Annotated in this window: 13 protein-coding genes; 5 read left to right on the top strand and 8 right to left on the bottom strand. The window is 64.8% G+C overall.

Annotated features, from left to right (window positions below):
* Positions 1-30: 30 nt before the first annotated feature.
* Positions 31-1,410, bottom strand: a complete 1,380-nt coding sequence (locus VT84_RS01870; RefSeq protein ID WP_082838290.1) for an alkaline phosphatase family protein — start codon at positions 1,408-1,410, stop codon at positions 31-33.
* Positions 1,411-1,467: 57 nt separating this feature from the next.
* Between VT84_RS01870 and VT84_RS01865 the strand changes: the two genes are divergently transcribed.
* From VT84_RS01865 to VT84_RS01850, 4 genes are read left to right on the top strand one after another with little or no spacing between them, the layout of a single operon-like run.
* Positions 1,468-2,430: an aldo/keto reductase gene (locus tag VT84_RS01865; protein WP_052561074.1), complete on the top strand. Its 963-nt coding sequence runs from the start codon at positions 1,468-1,470 to the stop codon at positions 2,428-2,430.
* Positions 2,431-2,447: 17 nt separating this feature from the next.
* Positions 2,448-2,729, top strand: a complete 282-nt coding sequence (locus VT84_RS01860; protein WP_052561073.1) for a type II toxin-antitoxin system Phd/YefM family antitoxin — start codon at positions 2,448-2,450, stop codon at positions 2,727-2,729.
* Positions 2,726-3,178: a type II toxin-antitoxin system VapC family toxin gene (locus VT84_RS01855; protein ID WP_052561072.1), complete on the top strand. Its 453-nt coding sequence runs from the start codon at positions 2,726-2,728 to the stop codon at positions 3,176-3,178. The genes VT84_RS01860 and VT84_RS01855 overlap by 4 nt, the downstream gene beginning before the upstream one ends.
* 20 nt (positions 3,179-3,198) lie before the next feature.
* The gene (locus VT84_RS01850; RefSeq protein WP_052561071.1) at positions 3,199-5,127 is read left to right on the top strand and encodes a CocE/NonD family hydrolase; all 1,929 of its coding nucleotides are present in this window, start codon (positions 3,199-3,201) and stop codon (positions 5,125-5,127) included.
* 300 nt (positions 5,128-5,427) lie between these two features.
* Here VT84_RS01850 and VT84_RS01845 read toward each other — a convergent pair whose 3' ends face one another.
* The 3 genes from VT84_RS01845 to VT84_RS01835 form a co-directional block, all read right to left on the bottom strand.
* Positions 5,428-6,834, bottom strand: a complete 1,407-nt coding sequence (locus tag VT84_RS01845; protein ID WP_052561070.1) for a DUF1501 domain-containing protein — start codon at positions 6,832-6,834, stop codon at positions 5,428-5,430.
* 218 nt (positions 6,835-7,052) lie between these two features.
* The gene (locus VT84_RS01840; RefSeq protein WP_082838289.1) at positions 7,053-10,037 is read right to left on the bottom strand and encodes a DUF1553 domain-containing protein; all 2,985 of its coding nucleotides are present in this window, start codon (positions 10,035-10,037) and stop codon (positions 7,053-7,055) included.
* A 50-nt stretch (positions 10,038-10,087) separates the two neighbouring features.
* On the bottom strand, positions 10,088-10,993 hold the full coding sequence (locus VT84_RS01835; RefSeq protein ID WP_082838288.1) for a hypothetical protein: 906 nt from the start codon (positions 10,991-10,993) through the stop codon (positions 10,088-10,090).
* Positions 10,994-11,238: 245 nt separating this feature from the next.
* Here VT84_RS01835 and VT84_RS01830 point away from each other — a divergent pair, with 245 nt between their 5' ends.
* Positions 11,239-13,740: a zinc-dependent metalloprotease gene (locus VT84_RS01830; RefSeq protein WP_082838287.1), complete on the top strand. Its 2,502-nt coding sequence runs from the start codon at positions 11,239-11,241 to the stop codon at positions 13,738-13,740.
* Between the two features lie 77 nt (positions 13,741-13,817).
* Here VT84_RS01830 and VT84_RS01825 read toward each other — a convergent pair whose 3' ends face one another.
* From VT84_RS01825 to VT84_RS01810, 4 genes are all read right to left on the bottom strand, one after another.
* The gene (locus VT84_RS01825; protein WP_082838286.1) at positions 13,818-15,047 is read right to left on the bottom strand and encodes a serpin family protein; all 1,230 of its coding nucleotides are present in this window, start codon (positions 15,045-15,047) and stop codon (positions 13,818-13,820) included.
* Positions 15,048-15,155: 108 nt separating this feature from the next.
* Positions 15,156-16,325, bottom strand: coding sequence for a hypothetical protein (locus VT84_RS01820; RefSeq protein WP_082838285.1), 1,170 nt, complete (start codon positions 16,323-16,325; stop codon positions 15,156-15,158).
* 69 nt (positions 16,326-16,394) lie between these two features.
* Positions 16,395-17,549: a hypothetical protein gene (locus tag VT84_RS01815; RefSeq protein WP_082838284.1), complete on the bottom strand. Its 1,155-nt coding sequence runs from the start codon at positions 17,547-17,549 to the stop codon at positions 16,395-16,397.
* Positions 17,550-17,573: 24 nt separating this feature from the next.
* Positions 17,574-18,875, bottom strand: a complete 1,302-nt coding sequence (locus VT84_RS01810; protein WP_082838283.1) for a hypothetical protein — start codon at positions 18,873-18,875, stop codon at positions 17,574-17,576.
* Between the last annotated feature and the right edge of the window lie 101 nt (positions 18,876-18,976).

The raw sequence follows: 18,976 nt of genomic DNA, 5'->3' as shown, positions 1-18,976 counted from the left end.
CCGCGGCTCTTCCTCTTGCCCATTCCACCTTTACTCCAGCCCTAACGCCGTCAGCAGCATGTCCTTCACGTGTGTCATGGGTACGCTCGCAGCGGGCATGGGGCCGTGGCCGATGAGAATGGGGCGGTCGAGCGGGTCGACCGCGGCCAGGCCGTGGCTCCCGCGCACGATCTCTGCGTCCAGCGGAACCACGTCGAACGTCGTGCGGAATCCGAGCTTTTTCTGGAGGAGCCGGCGCGCGCTGTGGAGCTTGGGGAACCACAGCCGCGGGTCGAAGAACAGTTCGCACGGGTCGAAGCCCGGCTTCGCGTGAATGGCGACCGCGCGAGCGTAGTCGGGGCACACCTTGTCGTCGAGCCAGAACGGGTACGCGAACCACGCATCCGGTTCGGACAGGAGCACGATTTCTCCGCTGCGCTGGTGGTTGAGGCCGAGTTCGGCGCGTTCCTCGCCAACATAAAGTTTCGCGACCCCAGGGACCGCAGCGAGAACCGCGCGCACGCGGGCCAGATCTTCAGCATCGCGAACGTAAACGTGCGCGACCTGGTGGTCGACCACCGCGAACGCGCGCGAGCCGTATAAATCGAGTTGCTCGCCGAACGGCCCCTCGCGCACCGTGAGGAACTCGGCTTCGCGCAGCGCGCGGTTCAGGTACACGGGGCGCGTCACGTCGCAGTGCCCGTACTCGCTCACCACCCACACCTGCGCGCCGAGTTGGTTCGCCATATCGAGTATCGGCTCGCAGGCGTCGTCGAGTTCCTTCACGCACTTCGCCATGTCGCAGCCGCTCGGCCCGAACCGCTGCGGGTCGTAGTCGAGGTGCGGGAGGTACACGAGGGTGAGGGTCGGCTTCTCGAACTGCATCACGTTGGCCGCGGCCTTGGCGATCCACTGCGTGCATTTCAGCCCGGCCATCGGTCCCCAGAACGACGGGAACGGGAACTTACCGTGTACCCGCTCCAGTCCCTCGGCGATTTCCGGCGGCGAACCGGTGATACCGAACGCCTTGTTACCGTTCACCGCGTAGTGCGGTTTCGGCGTCACGGAGATGTCCACCGCGGCGCCCTGGTTGAACCACCAGAACAGTTTCGCGCTCTTGAACTCCTTGTTGCGTTCCTTCGCGCGCTGCCGGGCCGTTTCGTACACGGGCACGGCCTGAATGAGCCGGTTGGACTGCTGCCAGAACCGGACCTCGTTCGTGCTGTGGAACCGCCACCCGTTCGCAACCACCCCGTGCTTGTTCGGCATCACGCCCGTGAGGATCGTGGCCTGCGCGGTACAGGTGACGGCCGGGATCACTTCCGGCATGTCGATGTACCAGCCGGTCGCCGCGAGCGCCTTGAGGCGCGGGGCGTGTTCGAGGAGCCGGGGCGTAAGGCCGACCGCGTTGATTAGTACGATTGGTTGCATACGAACACGGTATCGAGGCGAAGCCCGTCCGTCAGGACAATAGCGAGGAGTGACAAAATGCAGACGCGGCGACTCGGCAATTCGGACCTGAATATCACTACGATCGGTTTCGGGGCGTGGGCCATCGGCGGCGGGGACTGGGCGTTCGGCTGGGGACCGCAGGACGACGCGGACAGCGTCGCCACGATCCGCGGCGCGCTGGACCTTGGTATCAACTGGATCGATACCGCCGCGGTGTACGGCCTGGGGCACTCGGAAGAGGTGGTTGCGAAGGCGCTTGAAGGCGTGAAGAATCGGCCTTACGTGTTCACGAAATGCGCTCGCATCTGGGACCAGAACCGGCAGATCGGGAAGAGCCTGAAGGCCGCAAGCATCCGCGCGGAGTGCGAGGCCAGCCTTAAGCGCTTGAAAGTGGACGTGATCGACCTCTACCAGATCCACTGGCCCGAGCCGCCGGAAGACATCGACGAGGGCTGGCAGACCGTCGTGAAGCTCAAGGAGGAGGGCAAGATCCGCTGGGCCGGGGTGTCGAACTTCAGCGCGGAGCAGATGGCGCAGGTGTCGAAGTTCGGGCCGATCACTTCGCTCCAGCCGCCGTACTCGATGATCCGGCCCGAGGTTGAAGCGAGCGTGCTGCCGTACTGCCTCGCAAACAACATCGGGGTGATCGCGTACTCACCGATGGCGAGCGGGCTGTTGACCGGCGCGATGACGCGCGAACGCATCGCGGCGATGCCCGCGGACGACTGGCGCAAGGAGAAGAACAGGCATTACCAGGAACCGCTGCTAACGCGGAACCTGAACCTCGTCGAACTACTCAAAGCAATCGGCACACGACACGGACGGACGCCGGGCGAAGTCGCGATCGCGTGGGCACTGCGCCACCCGGCCGTGACCGGAGCTATTGTGGGCGCCCGCAAGCCGGGTCAACTGAAGGAACTGGTCGGCGCGGCCGATTGGCGGTTGACGCCGGCCGAGATCGGTGAGATAGATGGGTACTTGAAAGCGAACCCGGCGTGAGCGCAGGAGGCAAAACGATGACCACTGTCACCCTGGCCGATGCGTGCCTTCGGTTACCGGAACTAATCAGCCTCGTTGCCCGTGGCGAGCACGTGGTGATCGTCCAGAACGGCGTCGCACTCGCCGCACTCACGCCCCCCGCGTTCGCGCCCCCGACACCGGAAACAGAAGCCGCACGTCAGGAGCAAATCGGCACACTGTCTCGCCTGATCGCGCAGTGGCACGAAGAAGACGGTGTCCCGTTCCCGCCCGCCGGCGCGCCGGGGGAACGGGCGCAACCGGAGTCGCCCGCCGCATGATCTTCCCGACGTTCGCCCCGCCGACCACGCGCTCGCCGTCTTTTGTGCTGGACGCTTCGGTCGTCGCGACGTGGGGCATCCCGCGTCGGTACGTCGTTTACACGCACCGCGTTCGGTCTCAACTCGCGTCGGGTGTTGCACTGACCACCGCCACGTGGCCGTTCGACGTGGCGGAGCAACTCCTGACGGCAGTGCAGCGCGGCGAAACAACCCGGCCCCGCGCGGACGCCCTCCTCACCGGCTTATCCGGGTTCCGTCTTTACATCGACGACGAAGGGCCGTTCCGGGTGTGGCCCACAATGCTGGACCTGGCACGCGCGCATGACATTTCTGTGCGCGATGCTGCGTATCTCGAACTCGCACTACGAACGGCTCTCCCTCTCGCCACAATTGATGCCACTCTCACCCGCGCCGCGGTTGCAGCACGGGTTACGATTTTTGCCCCGTAATCTTGTTCCGAGGTGGACTCATGTTGCGCTGGTTGATGTTCGCCGCATTTGCGCTCGGCGCGTTCGCGCCGCCAGTATTCGCACAGCCCGGCCCTACTGTCGCGCTGAAGCCGCTCGCAGGGGCGGAACTCAAAGAATACATTCGCGCGAACTACACGAAGTACGAATACCAGATCCCGATGCGCGACGGCGTGAAGCTGTTCACGGCCGTGTACGTTCCGAAGGACGACGCGCAGACGTACCCCATGATGCTGACCCGCACGCCGTACAGCGTCGCCCCCTACGGTGCGGACAAGTACCCGGACGCGCTGCGCCCGAGCGCGCAGTTCGTGAAGAGCGGGTACATCTTCGTGCACCAAGACGTGCGCGGGCGGTGGATGTCGGAGGGGGAGTTCGTGAACGTCCGCCCGCACAACCCCGCGAAGAAGGGAAAGGAAATCGACGAGAGCAGCGACACCTACGACACCGTGGAGTGGCTCATCAAGAACGTGAAGGGCCACAACGGAAAGGTCGGGATCACGGGCATCTCGTACCCCGGCTTCTACACGGTGTGCGGCATGATCGACGCACACCCCGCGGTCAAAGCGGTTTCCCCGCAAGCGCCCGTGAGCGAATGGTTCATCGGCGACGACTTCCACCACAACGGCTGCCTGTTCCTGCCGCACTGCTTCAACTTCATGTACGGGTTCGGCAAGAACCGCCCGGAACCGACCAAGAAAGGCTCGCGCGACCGCTTCGAGCACGACACCCCCGACGGCTACAAGTTCTTCCTCGAAATGGGGCCGATCAAGAACGCGGACGCGAAATACTACAAGGGCGAGATCGCGTTCTGGAAAGAGGTGATGGAGCACGGCACCTACGACGATTTCTGGAAGGCCCGCAACATCCGGCAGCACGTCAAGAACATCAAGCCGGCCGTGCTCACCGTGGGCGGGTGGTTCGACGCAGAGAACCTGTTCGGCGCGCTCGAAATCTACAAGCACGCGGAGGCGAACGCCCCGCCCCAATTCAACCATCTCGTGATGGGTCCGTGGGTCCACGGCGGGTGGAGCCGCGGGGAGGGCGATCACCTCGGCGACGTCAACTTCAACGCGAAGACGTCCGAATTCTACCGCGAGACGATCGAGTTCCCGTTCTTCGAGTACCACTTGAAGGGGGTGGGCGAGAGTAAGCACCCGAAGGCATGGGTGTTCGAGACCGGCACGAACGTGTGGCGCAAGCACGATGCGTGGCCGCCGAAAACGGCCAAAGCCACGAGCTTCTACCCTCACCCCGGCGGCGTTCTATGGGGGAACGCACATCTCGGAAAAGATGCAGTCGATTCAGCGTCCCCACCGCCCGCGTTCGATGAGTTCGTATCCGACCCCGCGAAGCCGGTGCCGTTCATCAACAAGACGGACATCGGGATGGTGAAGGAGTACATGACCGCCGACCAGCGGTTCGCGTCCGCGCGGCCGGACGTGCTGGTGTATCAGGGCGAAGTGCTGAAGAGCGACCTCACCATCGCGGGGCCGATCGAAGTGGAACTGTACGTCTCCACCACCGGCACCGACGCGGACTGGGTCGTGAAGGTGATCGACGTGTACCCCGACGACTTGGCGGACCCGGACCCGAACCCGACCGGCGTGAAGATGGGCGGTTACCAGCAGCTCATCCGCGGGGAGCCGTTCCGCGGGAAGTTCCGCAACAGCTTCGAGAAGCCGGAACCGTTCAAGCCGAGTGAAGTGACGAAGGTGAAGTTCACCATGCCGGACGTGTTCCACACGCTGCGCCCGGGGCACCGGTTGATGGTGCAGGTGCAGTCGACGTGGTTCCCGCTGGTCGACCGCAACCCGCAAACGTTCTGCGACATCTACAAGGCGGACGCGAGCGACTTCAAGAAGCAGACGCACAAGGTGTATCGGGACGCGGAGCACCCGTCGCGCATCACCGTTGGCGTAATCAAGTGAGGAACGCAGCGGGAGAAATACAGCCGCGGATAAACGCAGATCACGCGGATTAAAGCAGAAGGACGATTTTAAGCCCCGATAGGGGCGGAGGCGGGTAGCCAGGGGTGAAGCGATAGTCACAACTGCACGTAACGTTGAGTTACTTCCTGGTCCGCCAGGGGTTGCGCTCGCGTCGCTTGCTCCACCCCTGGCTACTCGCTGACGCCCCTATCGGGGCTTAAAATCGTCCTTCTGCTTTAATCCGTGTGATCTGCGTTTATCCGCGGCTCAGCCTTCTGCCTTCTGCCTTTTCTGCCCTGCTCACGCCAGCACGCCCTTCACCACTTCACCGTGGACGTTAGTCAGCCGGCGCTTGATGCCATTGTGGTAGTACGTCAGTTTCTCGTGGTCGATGCCAAGTAGGTGTAGCACGGTGGCGTGAAAGTCGTACCACGGCACCGGGTGCTCGGCCACCTTCCAGCCGATATCGTCCGTGCTCCCGAACGCGATACCGGGCTTGCACCCCGCGCCGGCCAGCCAGCACGAGAACCCGTACTTGTTGTGGTCGCGGCCCGTACCCACCACGTTCCCGGCGCTCTGCGTGAACGGTGTGCGCCCGAACTCCGTGGTGAAAATCACCAGCGTGTCCTTCAGCATATCTTTCTGCTTCAGGTCTTGGAGCAGGGTCGCAATAGGTCGGTCGATGCGCCCGGCCTCCGCAGAGTGGTTCTCCAGCACGTTCTCGTGCGCGTCCCAGCTCGTGCGCGGCGTCCCGGCGATCGGCCCGCCGCTATAAATCTGCACGAAGCGCACGCCCTTTTCGAGCAGGCGCCGGGCGAGCAGGCACCGGCGCCCGCAGTCCGCGGTCTTCGGGTCATCGAGCCCGTACTGGATCTTTAGTTTTGCCGGCTCTTTCGAGAGGTCGGCGACCGCGGGGACCGCGAGCTGCATCTTCGCCGCGAGCGAATAGCTGTTGATGCGGGCCGCGAGATCTCCCTCGCCGCCGCTGCGTTCCAGGTGCATCGCGTTGAGCCGGTCGAGCGCAGTGCGCGAGTCCTTCTCTTCGTTCGCGGGAATCGCCTTTTCTGGGAAGAGATCGCGCACGGGGGCGTCGCCACCGCGGAACACGACGCCCTGGTGCTGCGCCGGGAGGAACCCGCTCGACCAGTTCGACGCCGCACCGTTCGCTTCCCCGCGGCCGTCCGGCAGCACGACGAACGCCGGGAGGTCGTCGGCTTCGGTCCCCAGCCCGTAACTGAGCCACGAGCCGAGCGCCGGGTAGCCGTTAAACTGGAACCCGCTGTTCAGCACGAACAGCGCCGGCGTGTGGTTCGCACTGTCCGCAGTCATCGAGTTAATGACCGTGAGTTCGTCCGCGACCCCGGCGATGTGCGGGAACAGGTCCGACACCCACAAGCCGGATTTCCCGCGCTGCTTGAACGCCCAGTCCGGCTTGCGCAGTAACCCGACCTGCCCGAAGAACACGTCCGGCTTGCTGTCGCTCCCGAGCGGTTTGCCGTGGAGCTTCGTCAATTCTGGCTTGTAGTCGAACGAATCGAGGTGGCTCATCCCGCCGACGAGTGAAATCTGAATCGCGCGCTTGGCCTTCGGAGCGTGGTGCGGCTTCGCGCCCACAACGCCGTCATTCGCGAGTAGGTGCAGCGCAGCCGCGGACGCGAGACCGTTCGCGGACCAGGAGAAGAAATCGCGTCGGGAGAGGGCCGTCATATGAGGTCCGTGTTGTGGCTTGTGGTGCTCTGCAATCGCCCGATGTTAGTTTGTTCGACTACACCCGCGCCCACCCGCTCGTTAACACTCGCGGTTCGCCAAGAGGCCCAGGCGAACGGCCAGTGTCAGCCGGCTGGTGGTAGATTAAGTTCTTGGCGAACCGCGAGTGTTAACGAGCGGGTGGGGCACTCCACACCCGCTCAACGACTCCAGTCGCGTCACTCCACGATCACGAACTCGTTGCTGTTGAACAGCACGCGGCCCAGCGCTTTGAGTCCGTGGTCGTTGACCAGCTTCACGGCGAGTTTCAGTTCGTCCCCGCTCGGCGGGCGCTGGTACGCGAGCAGCCAGGCGCGCGTGACTTGCTTCTCAACCCCATCGGCTTCTTTCGCGACGCGGGCGGCGAGGGCATCGGCCGTGCGGAGCGCGAAGCCGTTGTTCCACAGCGCGAGTGCCTGGAGTGGCGTCGTGGTGACCGCGCGCCGCGGAGCTGCCGCTGCGGGGTCCGGGCAGTCGAACGCATCGAGTAACCCTTGGTTCGCGCCGCGCGGGGTGAACCGGTACACGCTCCGCCGGTGGAACTCCGGCCCGACCGGATCGAACGGGTCGAAGTACGCGGTACCGTTGAAGTCGCGCATCTTGTAGTCGCTGAACCCCTTCCCGCCGACCTCGCGGTTCAACAAGCCCGACGCCGTCAGCATCAGGTCGCGCACCACCTCACCCTCCAACCGGTGCGGCTTGTACCGCCACAGGAGGCGGTTGTCGGCGTCCTTCGCGCTCGCGTCCTTTCGGGGGGCGGACGCCTGCCGGTACGCCGCCGAGGTCACGATGAGCTTGTGGAGTGATTTGAGGCTGTACTTGCGGTCCGCGAACTCGGTCGCGAGCCAGTCGAGCAGTTCGGGGTGCGACGGGCGCCCGCCGTTGAAGCCGAAGTCGTTCGGCGTCTCGACGATTCCCGTACCGAAGTGGTAGTGCCACACGCGGTTCACAATCACGCGACCGAACAGCGGGTTGTTTGGCGCGGTGATCCACTCCGCGAGCTTTTTGCGCCGGTCCGCGTCGGTCGCGTTCGGGGCGAGTCCGAAATCCGCCTTCGGACCCGTCAGTGCCGACAACCCCGCGGGCGCAACAACCGCCGCGGGAGTCGCGAGGTCACCGCGAATGAGTACCCGCGTGACTCCCGGCGCTTGGGGGACGTTCGCGTAGATTTTCGCGTTCGCCGCGAGCTGGCGCAGCGTTCCGAGCCGCGCAGCGAGTGTTTCGTGCTGCATGCGAAGCGCGGTCCGCGTCGCACGGTCTTCAGGCCCGAGTTTCGCAGCAAGTTCGGCCTCACTCACGAAGCCGCCACCGGACCGGAACGAGGCTTCGATCTCTTCGTGCGAGAGCGCCTTGTCGTACAGGCGTGCTGCGCTCACGGTGCCGGCGAGCATCCTGTTCCCGCCGGCCGGTTCGTGCCGGCACCCGAACACAACGACCGCCTTTTCCGCCTGGAACCCGAGTGCTCCTCTGGGCGCATAGCCAGCGCCATAGCGCTCGCCGTTGCGGTACCCGGTGATGGTGCCATCAGCGCTGAACGTAATGGCGAAGTGAACGAACTCGTTCGTGGCCCCCTTTTCTTCCGAGCCGCCGAACGACTTGTATCGCACGAATCCGTTACTCCCGGCCATCCACCGGGCCGGCTCGTTTTCACCGAACACGATCGCATCAAACTCGTTCCCGTCGGGCGTCTGCACGGAGATGATGCCGCCGCCGCGTTGCGAGAGAGAATCGAGTTTCACCCAGGCTTCGAGCGTCTTCGCCTTCAGGTCGAAGGGTAATGCGGACGTGCGTAAGAGCGCGGTTTTGCCGTCGAGTACCGCACCCTCGGACGTGAGTTTTGCGCCCCCCACGAGTTTGACGTGCAGCTTACCAATGAGGTCGTCGCTCCCTCGCCGGAAGTCCCACGCAGCAATCGGAGCGGGGGCGAGTTTGTCCGTTTTCCCCATCCCCTTCTCGGTCAGAACCGCCTTGCGTGCGGGATCTTCGAGGGCCGCGAGTTTTTTGGTGACGGCGCCCAACTCCTTGACGAGCTTCGCGATTTCGCTCGTCGTTTTGGCGTCGGGCGCGGGGCGCTCGCCGAACCCGACGCCACCGAGCGCGGACGCGAGCCGGTAAAAATCGGCCTGGGAGATGGGATCGAACTTGTGGTCGTGGCACCGGGCACAGTTCGCGGTCAGCCCGAGGAACGTTTGCGCCACGCCGCCGACGATGTCTTCGAGTTCGTCCTGCCGCGCGATCGCCCGCATCTGGTCGTTGCCGAGCACCGTGTTGTGAACTCCGGCCACCAGGAAGCCCGTCGCGCGGGTGGCATCGGGATCACCGGGCTGGAACACGTCCCCCGCGAGTTGCAGCCGCACGAATTCGGTGTACGGCACGTCCGCGTTGAGTGCCCGAATCACCCAGTCGCGGTAGTGCCACGAATTCTCACGCGGCGTGTTCCGCTCGAAGCCGTCCGTTTCGCCGTAACGCACCACGTCGAGCCAGTGGCGCGCCCACCGCTCGCCGTAGTGCGGCGACGCGAGCAACCGGTCGACCACTTTCTCGTAAGCGGTCGCGTCCGTGTCCCGCACGAACGCATCCACCTCTTCCGGCGACGGAGGTAGGCCGGTGAGGTCGAAGTGCACGCGGCGAATCAGCGTGCGCCGGTCCGCTTCCGGGGAGAGCGATAGCCCCCTGTCGCTCAGTTTCGCCACGATGAAGCGATCGATCGTATTGAAGGCGCGCGGCTTTGCGTCCGGGACTTCGGGCACCTTCGGGCGCGTGACGGGCTGAATCGCCCACCAGTCGTACCCGGCGCGAGCGTCTGTCGTGAAACGGAACGGGTCGATCGGGTCCGTGCCCCACTTCGCCCCGCTCTCGATCCACTCCTTGAGCAGCTTCTGTTCGGCTTCCGGCAACGGCTTCTTCGGCGGCATTTCACCCGCGACGACGCGCTCCCACAACGAGCTACTCGCGGGCTTACCCGGCACGACGGCCGGGGCGTCCGTGGCGAACACGCCCGCTTTGCGCGAGAGATCGAGTTTGCCCTTCGGCTTCGGTCCGCTGTGGCAATCGACGCACCGCGCGGCGAGCAGCGGGGCGATTTGTTTGTCGAAGTCGGGCGGTGCGGCCGTGGCGCTGGAAGCGAACAGGAACGCGATGAGTGAGAGAGCTGTGCGCGGCATGATGGACTCGGCGCGACCACGAGGCGGGAGGTCGCGCCATTGTCACCGATTTACCGCTTCGGTTCAACCGTTGACTCGCAGGGCGCGTTCGTCCCGTTTGTCCAGCTCGTCCACCGTGCGGGCGGGTTCCATGCGGGGGCGAGTTTGAGGTGCTTGCTCAGGTACGGGTTGAGCGAGTGGTCCATGAACAGGTCGCGCGGGTAGGTCGCGGACGGGCGCGTCGTGCGAGCATCCAGGAGCCCCGCATACACGCATGCCTCGGCCACGAGTTCGCTGCAAAAGTAGCTGCCGTGATCGATCCCGTGCGGCTTCCCGATGAACGCGGTGCGAATGGGACCGCGTGTGCGGAAGATCGTGAGCTGTGCGGCCAGGCGCCGGATCGCGAACTCCCGCTCGTTGGTCGCCAGCGCGAACTCGGTGAGCCGCGCGGACTGTTCCGGCGTCAGGGGGCACGCCCGCGCCCGCACCCACACGCGCCCCTCGGCCTCGTAAGAGAACATGTGCGGCAGCGTGTCGAGCACGCGACACTTCATCGTGTCGTGCGGCCCGCCCTCGAGGATGCCCATTTTCCCGTCGGGCATCGCGAACACGATCATCGAGTGCGTCGGGTGGCTGGTCCCCGCGAGGTTGTGCATCACCTTCCAGAAGATCGATCCGTCCGCGCTCAGCACAATGTCGCCCGGTTGCGGCACATACGGGCGCGCCGGTCCGCGCAGAAGGTGATCTTCCTTAAAGATCGGCTGCCACAAGTACGAACCGGGCGGTTCGGGCTTACCGGAACCCGGGAACGCGAGGTTCGCCACCTTCTCGCGGATGCGGGTCTCAATGGGCTTCAAGTAGAACGGCACGCGCCGCTCTTTCGCCAACGGCGGGGTGAGGGGCGGTTGACTCGGGTAGGGGTACGGCGCGGGATCACTGCCGACGGCACACAGGGCTACCAGACAGAGCGGCGTCATGCCGGGAACTCCGTTGCGGGCGCAGAACCACGGTCGGTTCTATTTATCGAGCGCCAGCGCCCCCGGTGTTCCGCGTGCCTCATGCGACAGGGCGCCGACCGGCACAGAACGGAACCAAGAGTTCCGATTGTAGCGGCTGGGTGCGGATAACTTTTCAATCCGGACTGTCACTATTCTTTACCCAAACGGTAAGATATTCCCAGCCATCCCAACCTGACGGCCCTCCGAATCGTTCGAGGCACCTCATGCGCACCCGTTTGCTGCTGGGCGCCGGCCTGATTGCCGCGCTCGCGATCCTGTCATCACACTCCGCGCCGGCCAGCGCGAAACAACCGCCCTCCAAGACCGTACCGAAGGCCGGCGATCTGAAGAAATATGACGACGTCATCACGAAGGACTTCACCACGACGACGGGCGTCTTCGCGGTCCACCGGCACGACGACAAACTGTACTTCGAGGTTCCCCAGGACAAGCAGGGGCGCCTGTTCCTGTGGCAAGCCGAGGTCGCGAAGGGGCCGGGCGGCGGCATGTTCGGTAGTTGGGGCGGTGCGGCCCTCGGTTCCGCGGTGCTGAAGTTCGAGCGCCGGGCCAACAAGCTCTACTTGTGGAAGGTCGGGTTCGCGAAGCGGTCCGATGGGAAGGCGGTACAAGCCTCCATCGACGCGAGCGCGACGGACTCCATCGTCGGCGTGTTCAACGTCGAGTGCGAGGGCAAGGATCGGTCCACGGTCATCAACGTGTCGGACACGTTCATCTTCGGGATCAGCGACCTGCCCATCACCCGCGCCGCGGGGGCCGCGGGCGCGAGCGTGGACTCGGGGCGGTCGTACCTCTCCGAAGTGAAAGCGTTCCCGAGCAATATCGAGGTCCGGGCACTGATTACCTTCCGCGCGAGCGGCGGCTTCGGCGGCCCGGCGGGACCGGGCGGGCTGGGCGGACTGGGTGGGGCCAAGAGCGTGACGGCGCTCGTCCACCACAGCCTCGCGATCCTGCCGGAAACGCCGATGCAGGGCCGGCTCGCCGACCCGCGCGTGGGGTACTTCACCGAAGAGTTCGTGGACTACTCGCACCCGAAGCAGTGGGCCGTAGCGCGCGAGTTCATCACCCGGTTCCGCCTGGAGAAGAAAGACCCGTCCGCGGCGGTCAGCGAAGTGGTGAAGCCGATCACGTTCTACCTGTCGAAAGAGATCCCCGAAAAGTGGCGCCCGTTCATGAAGCAGGGCGTTGAGGACTGGGCACCGGCGTTCGAGAAGGCCGGGTTCAAGAACGCGATCATCTGCCGCGACGCGCCGACGCGCTCCGAAGACCCGAACTGGGATCCGGAAGACGCGCGCCACTCGGTCATCCGGTGGGTGGCCGAGCCGGTGCAGAACGCGATGGGGCCGCACGTCCACGACCCGCGCTCGGGGGAAGTGATCTCCGCGCACATCATCTTCTGGCACGACATGGTGAAGACCGCGCAGACGTGGTACTTCGTGCAGTGTTCCGCGGTGGACCAGAAGGCCCGCAAGTTCCCGCTCCCGGACGACACCACCGGCGCGATGATCCGCTACGTGTGCGCGCACGAAGTGGGCCACACGCTCGGGCTGCGCCACAATCACCGCGCGAGCCAGGCGTTCTCCGTGAGCCAGTTACGCGACCCGAAATTCTGCGCCGAGTACGGCAGCGTCGCGTCGATCATGTCCTACGGCCGGTGCAACTACGTCGCGCAGCCGGAAGACAAGGTGGACCCGAAGAACCTGCTGCCGAAGATCGCCCCGTATGACAACTTCGCCATCGAGTGGGGCTACAAGCCGGTCGCGAGCGCGAAGACCCCCGACGAGGAGCGCAAGACGCTCGACGAGTGGGCCGCGAAGCAACTGGACAACCCGTTCCTGCGGTTCGGCGGCGAAGACGGCCCGTCGATGGTGGACCCGACCGTGCTCACCGAGAACATCGGGAGCGACCCGATCCAGGTCACCGCGTGCGGGCTGAAGAACCTCGACCGCGTGCTCGAACACATGCTCGCCGCGACGACCGAAAAGGGCGAGGACTACGCGCTGCTCGAAGAGGTGTACGAAGAACTCCTCAACGCGCGCATGGGCTGGTTCATGGCCGTGGCGAAGCAGGTGGGCGGCGTGGTGGAGAACCGCACGCTCGGCGGGCGCGGCGGCGAGGCGTTCGTCCGCGTGTCGAAGGACAAGCAGAAGGAAGCCGTGAAGTTCCTGCTGGAAAACGCCTTCACCACACCGACGAAATTGCTCAACCCGGGCCTCGTGAACCAGTTCAAATTCTCGGGCACGGGCAGCGACATCGCGGGCCAACAGCGGCTCATGCTCCGCAGCCTGTTGAGCGCGGGTCGGCTCGCCCGACTCGCCGATGCGGAATTGCTCGCGCCGGACAAGACTTACACCGCCGTGGAGTTAGTAAACGACGTTCAGACCGGGCTGTTCTCGGAACTGAAGTCTGATGCACCGAAGATCGATCCGCTCCGGCGGCAACTCCAGCGCGGGTACGTCGATCTGCTGAAGGCGGAGTTCCAACCGGCCCCGGCGGTGACGGCACCGGTCGGGCCGCAAGGTGCTGGCGCAGCGGCGGGGGCGCGCGGGGCGAGTGAACTTCGCGCTGTCGGCCGCCAGGCGCTCGGTACGCTGGCCGGTCAACTCGAAGCGGCCAAAGGCAAGGCGAAAGACCCGCTGACGGTCGCTCACATCGACGACCTGCACAGTGAGATCACGGCCATCCTCGCGGCCGACAAGAAGAAGTAAGGTTGTAACGTTGCGCGGCGCGGACCAAAAGGTCCGCGCCGCTCGATCAATTCGGGCACATCACCAAATCACGGCCATCACTTCGCCGGTTCAGATAGCCGACCCATGAACAGCACGCTGCCGGTCTTGTGATCGCGAATCAGGTACAGGAACGGGCGGTCGGCCCGGAAGTATTTCGGCATCGGCGGCGGGGCCGCGCTCGTGGTGACAATCACGACACCAGTCGCTGCTGCCGCCTCGGTGCCCTCTTCGTTCACGTCCACGAAAGCTTTATGCAGCACCGCGGAAATCTTCAGATCCTCGCCCCCGTTGTGCATCCCGCTGAAGTCCGCGGCAGTAAATGCCGCCTTCATACCGAGTGCGATCAGGGGATCGTTCAATAGAAACGACTCCTCCACCTTGAACCGCGGCAGGTGAACGTGGACCTCCCGCTCGCGGCGCAAGCCCTTTAGTGCCGCGCCGAGCTTGTCACCGGTCAGCTCCTTCTCGACCGCGGCGAGGCCGTCCGGCTTCTTCGGGAGAATCACGGTCATGCTCACGCGATTACCGGCATACGGTAGGTCGAGTACCTGATAGCCGTCCGCTTCCGCGTAGGAGTACGCGCCGACGCGGTGCATGAGCGGCGCGTCCACCTTCTTGCCGTCGGCGAGCGTGAACGGGAGGTCTTTCGTGTTCTCCTTCTTGAACTTCACGTCCCAATCGCCCTTGAAGTAGATGGCGTTGGTGAGCACAAGGCGCGTACTGCGGGTGACGACGTCCTTCGGGAGCAGTTCCTTGATCTTCTCGCGCGTCTCCTTCTCGACCCACAAATTGATGGTCGCGCGGGCGGCCTCGGGGTCGCTCTTGAAGTCCGTGTCGAACAGCCCGGCGCCGTAGTCGGTGGCGACGCGCTTCTTGTACTCCGGGTTCCACGGGTAGCCGTTCTGTGCCCACAGCGCGTTCGCGGTGGCGAGCGTGAACCCGCGCTTCTTGGCGTCCGGCTCGTCGTTCAGACTCTTCAACACGGCTCCGAACGCCGCGGGCGCGTCGGCGGGCAGGTGAAGAACCTTTTCCATCTCCTCGAAGGTCTTCCCGCGTGCGCCGGCCGCGGTCATGCCCAGCGCCGTGGAAATGCTGAACGGCGAAAAGAACAGGTTCCCGGCCTTGGCTCCGAGTTCGCCGTACAGCGCGCACCCGAACTGCGTGTTACCGGCAACGAGCTTCGCGGTGTCGACCTTGTCCGCTGCGAAGCCGAACCGGGGAACCAGTGTGCCGGCGGCAGCAGCGACGGACGCGGACAGGAACGCGCGCCGAGACAGAATATTCATCGTGATCTCCTCACGGGACGTAACGAACCGAACGTGGCGACACCATTCCGACGCGGGAGCCCGCGCAACGGATTGGGGCTATCGGCCGCGTCCCACGAGGAGGCGCGTTTATTTCACCACGAACGGGCGCTCGGCGATCTTGGTGACCGGCCGCAACGGGATCGGCTTCAGCACGTCCAGCTCGAACGGTTCGCCGACGCGGTTCCCGCACACGTCTTCCAGGCGCGCGTCCACCACGAGCTTGTACTGCCCGCGCGCCCACGGGTTCTTCGGCGCGAACGTGACCACGCGCTCCCCTCCCCCTACGGTGAGCGTTCCCTCCACGTTCTTACCGTCCGCGTCCGTCACCCAGAGCATCCGACCGAGTAGCGCGCGATCGAGCGGCTTCGCCAGTTTGACCACGAGCGGCGCGTCCGAACGCGCACGCGGCGCGACCATCGACCAGTCCTCTGGCCAAACCGGTTGGTCGTCCGGCGCGAGCACGTCGAACGTCTTCTTGTGCGCGGCCGTGAGCGGGCGGCCGTCGAGGTCGAGCCAGTTCGCGTCTACTTCAAAGGTGTACCGCTGCCCCTCTTCGAGAATCGGCCCGTCCTCCTCTCGCGGCTTCAAACCGCGCTTCACGCGCCCCGGATCGAAAAGCAGCGTGAGTCGCAACCCATCTGCGGACCACAACTCCTCGTCGATTTCCAGGAACGGGAACGCGACCCGCGTGCCGTCGGCGCGCACGAGTTTGACGTGCTTGTACACGTCCCCGCGTGCTACTGGACCGGAGAACTGCACGTAAAAGCGCAGCGTGTTCTCGGGCAGCCGATTCCCCGAGGGTGACACCCCCACGACGCTGACGCGCGGACCGGGGGGCGGTTTCGGGATGCTTACCGCGAGCGCGAAGGGCGCGGCCTCAATCTTTGTTCGAGGCGCTGCGGCGAGGTCGCAGAACACGCGGTACTTGGTTCCCGGCACGAGCGGGAACAGAGGATCGAACTTCAGTGCATCACCCGTGACGCTCCACGAACCTGCGACCGGCGGCTTCTTGGCCACTTCGTCCGCCGAACCCTCGTCCACGACCAGGCGCGCCACCTTCGGCCACTCGTCCGCTACCAACTTCGCCGCGGCGAGAGCAGCGAGAGGCGATTTCTCGATACCCACGATTTCGACCGTGGGCGGTGCGCCGGGTTTTGTGGAGACGAGTTTCGCTTGCGGGTCCGCGCCGGGCGCGGAGAGCGCGGAAGTGAGTAGTGAGAGCGTGATGGCGCACGCTCGGAGTACGGTCACAGTCATGGGTGTTTCCGTGCAAATGGGCGGCTGTGCCGGATTGTACCGGGAACGCGCGCCCGATGCACGGAATCACTACAACTGCGGGATCAGCGACTGGAACGGTTCCACGCACGCATCGTCCACCTCGCGTGCGGCCATGAACGCCGGGAAAAGCACGCCGATGAGGATCGCATAGATCCCCATTTTAACGGCGACGATCAGAACGAGCGTGAACAAGTTCACGCCCGCGTTCGTTTCGATGAGCGACGCCACGACCAGGAACATGATGAGCGCGATCAGCCCCGGTCCGCCGGCCGCGACCCCGGCCGTGCGCGTGCATTTGTGGGCCAATTCTTCGTCCAGGGCCGCGCGCGCCAAGCACGAGAGCATCATCATGATGAGCACGGTGCGCGTCATTTCCACGACGCCCGTAATCATCGAAACGATGAACTGCCCCTTCGGGGTGAAGCCCTGCTCCTGGTAGACCGCCATCGTGAGATAGAACATGGTGGCGTCGAGCCGCGTCGGGAGCAGTTCCCAGCGCGACACGTCCGTCGATTCCACCGCGAGAACGCCGACCTCTCTTCCCTGGGCCACAAGGGTGAGAACCAGCACCATGTGAATCAGCGTCGCGACCGCGGCCGCGATCCCGTACCCCCAGTGCCCGGGCGCGCGCGGACCGGAGAGGCACAGCCCGACCCCGACCGCGGCGACGATCCAGTTGATGAGCCCCAGAATGCCCGCGAGCGTGATGTACATCATGCTCGGTGAGATGAACCGGGCCAGCGCGAGCTGGAAGAAGAAGATGATAATCAGCACCATCGACAGCATGAACAGAGCGAACGAGATCCAGATCAGCCGACACCCCCACGCGGCGCGCTCGAACGCCTGGCGCCGGGACGCCTTTTCTTGAGGGCTGAGGGCCTCGTGCGTGCCCGAGCGCCGGGACCGCTTCTTGCGCTCCTCTCCTTCGGGCATCGGGTCGAAATCGCGGTTCTGGCGCTCGTCGTCTCGGTCGCTCCGGCGGTTCGTGCTCGCCCGGCGGCGCGGGCGGTCGTCTTCGTCCTCGTCGTCGTCCCGTACCGGTCGGCGCGCCCGCGTGCGGGGCTCTTCGTGGTCCTCGTCTTCGTCCGGCGCTTGGCCGTCGCCAGGGGTGAAAACCGTCTTGCACGCGGGGCACCGCACCATCGCGGTGGTCCCGTCGGGCACTTCGAGTCCGCTACTGCAATTGGGACAGGTGAGCAACACGTGGGCTTCTCGTGCTCGTGTGGGTTAGGACCGGCGCGCGCACGCATCTTTGGTCTGTAGGGCGGCCAGCGCGGGCGTCAGCATCATGAACGTATACGCGCCGAGGGTCGCGACAATCATCAGCATCCCGAGGTGGGCCATTGTCGAAGGTGCGAATTTCGACTCCGCGAGCAAAACCGTCATGAACAGAATCCCGAGCACGGTCCCGCCGAGAACAAACGCCGAGATCATTATTCCCGTTTGAGACTTTTCTGCCGCACCGTAGTCGCGCGCCGCGGACGCGAGACCTTTCAGTGTAATCAGCACGAAGATCAGGCGCAACACCTCGCAGACCCCGGCCAACAGCGAAACGATGTACTCCCCCCCAATGCTCCGTGATTGGTAAAAGAGCACCGGCAGGAACGCATCCACGGACGGGAGCGCGGACACCATCGACATCCACGCGAACGAACCCACTCCGCCGAGCCCGCGTGCGAACCCGATCCCGCCGCCCCCGTGCAGGTTGCTGAACGTGACTCCCAACAGAATCAGGTGGACGCTCGACAAGACGGTTGAGGTGATTGCCATTCCGCGCCCGCGGTTCGATCCCGCGATGGCGAACGAGCACCCGACCAGCCCCACGATCCAGGCACCCAGCCCGATCAGACCGGGGAGGACAACGAGGATCTCCAGGGCCGATTCCAGCCCGGCCCCGCTGCCACCACCTCCGCTGCTGCTACTTCGCGAAGACGGACTCGAACTGGTCGCGGCGGCCACCCCAACCCACGCGATCAGCGCGTAGAGAGTGAGCAACCCGTAAGCCGCGAGGTTCAACCAAAAAGAGATCGACAGCAACAGCGCGGCAACTTTGCCCTTCGCGAACGCCGCGCGCTTGTTGGAACGCGGCTTTTCGTCTTCGTCGTCATCGTCCCGGCGCTTCTTTTTCTTCCGCGGGCGATCATCGTCCTCGTCGTCGTCATCGTCCCGGCGCCGGCTTTTGCTCCGCGGACGGTCGTCCTCATCGTCGTCGTAAGAACGAGTTTTCTTCTTCTGGGGCCGGTCGTCTTCATCATCCTTGTAGTATTGGAGCCCCTTCCGCGGCTTCTCCTCCACGACCTCAAAGTCTGCGTCGTTTGCGACAACGGGCTTCGCGGGTTTCGGGACTGCAATCGACCGTGATCCCGGCGCGGGGGCCTTTGGTGCGGGAGTATTCACCACCTCAAATGCGACCGCTTGAGGTTCAGTTATGGGGAAGATCGTGCTGCATTTGGGGCACTTCGCGCTGCCCTTAGCCCCGTCGGGGATCTTCAGTTGAGTGGGGCACTTGGGGCAAGTAACGACCGGCACCGGGGCGTCCTCGGCGGGGGGCGGTAGTGGGGAGAATTATTGTTTTAACGTGTCCCCCGCGGAGTGAGCAATGCCGGATGCCCTGGAAAACGTGACCGGTC

Source organism: Gemmata sp. SH-PL17, from assembly GCF_001610855.1.
GTDB lineage: Bacteria > Planctomycetota > Planctomycetia > Gemmatales > Gemmataceae > Gemmata > Gemmata massiliana.
Note: the sequence above shows the minus strand (reverse complement) of the source record. Positions and strands in the feature narration are given on the sequence as shown.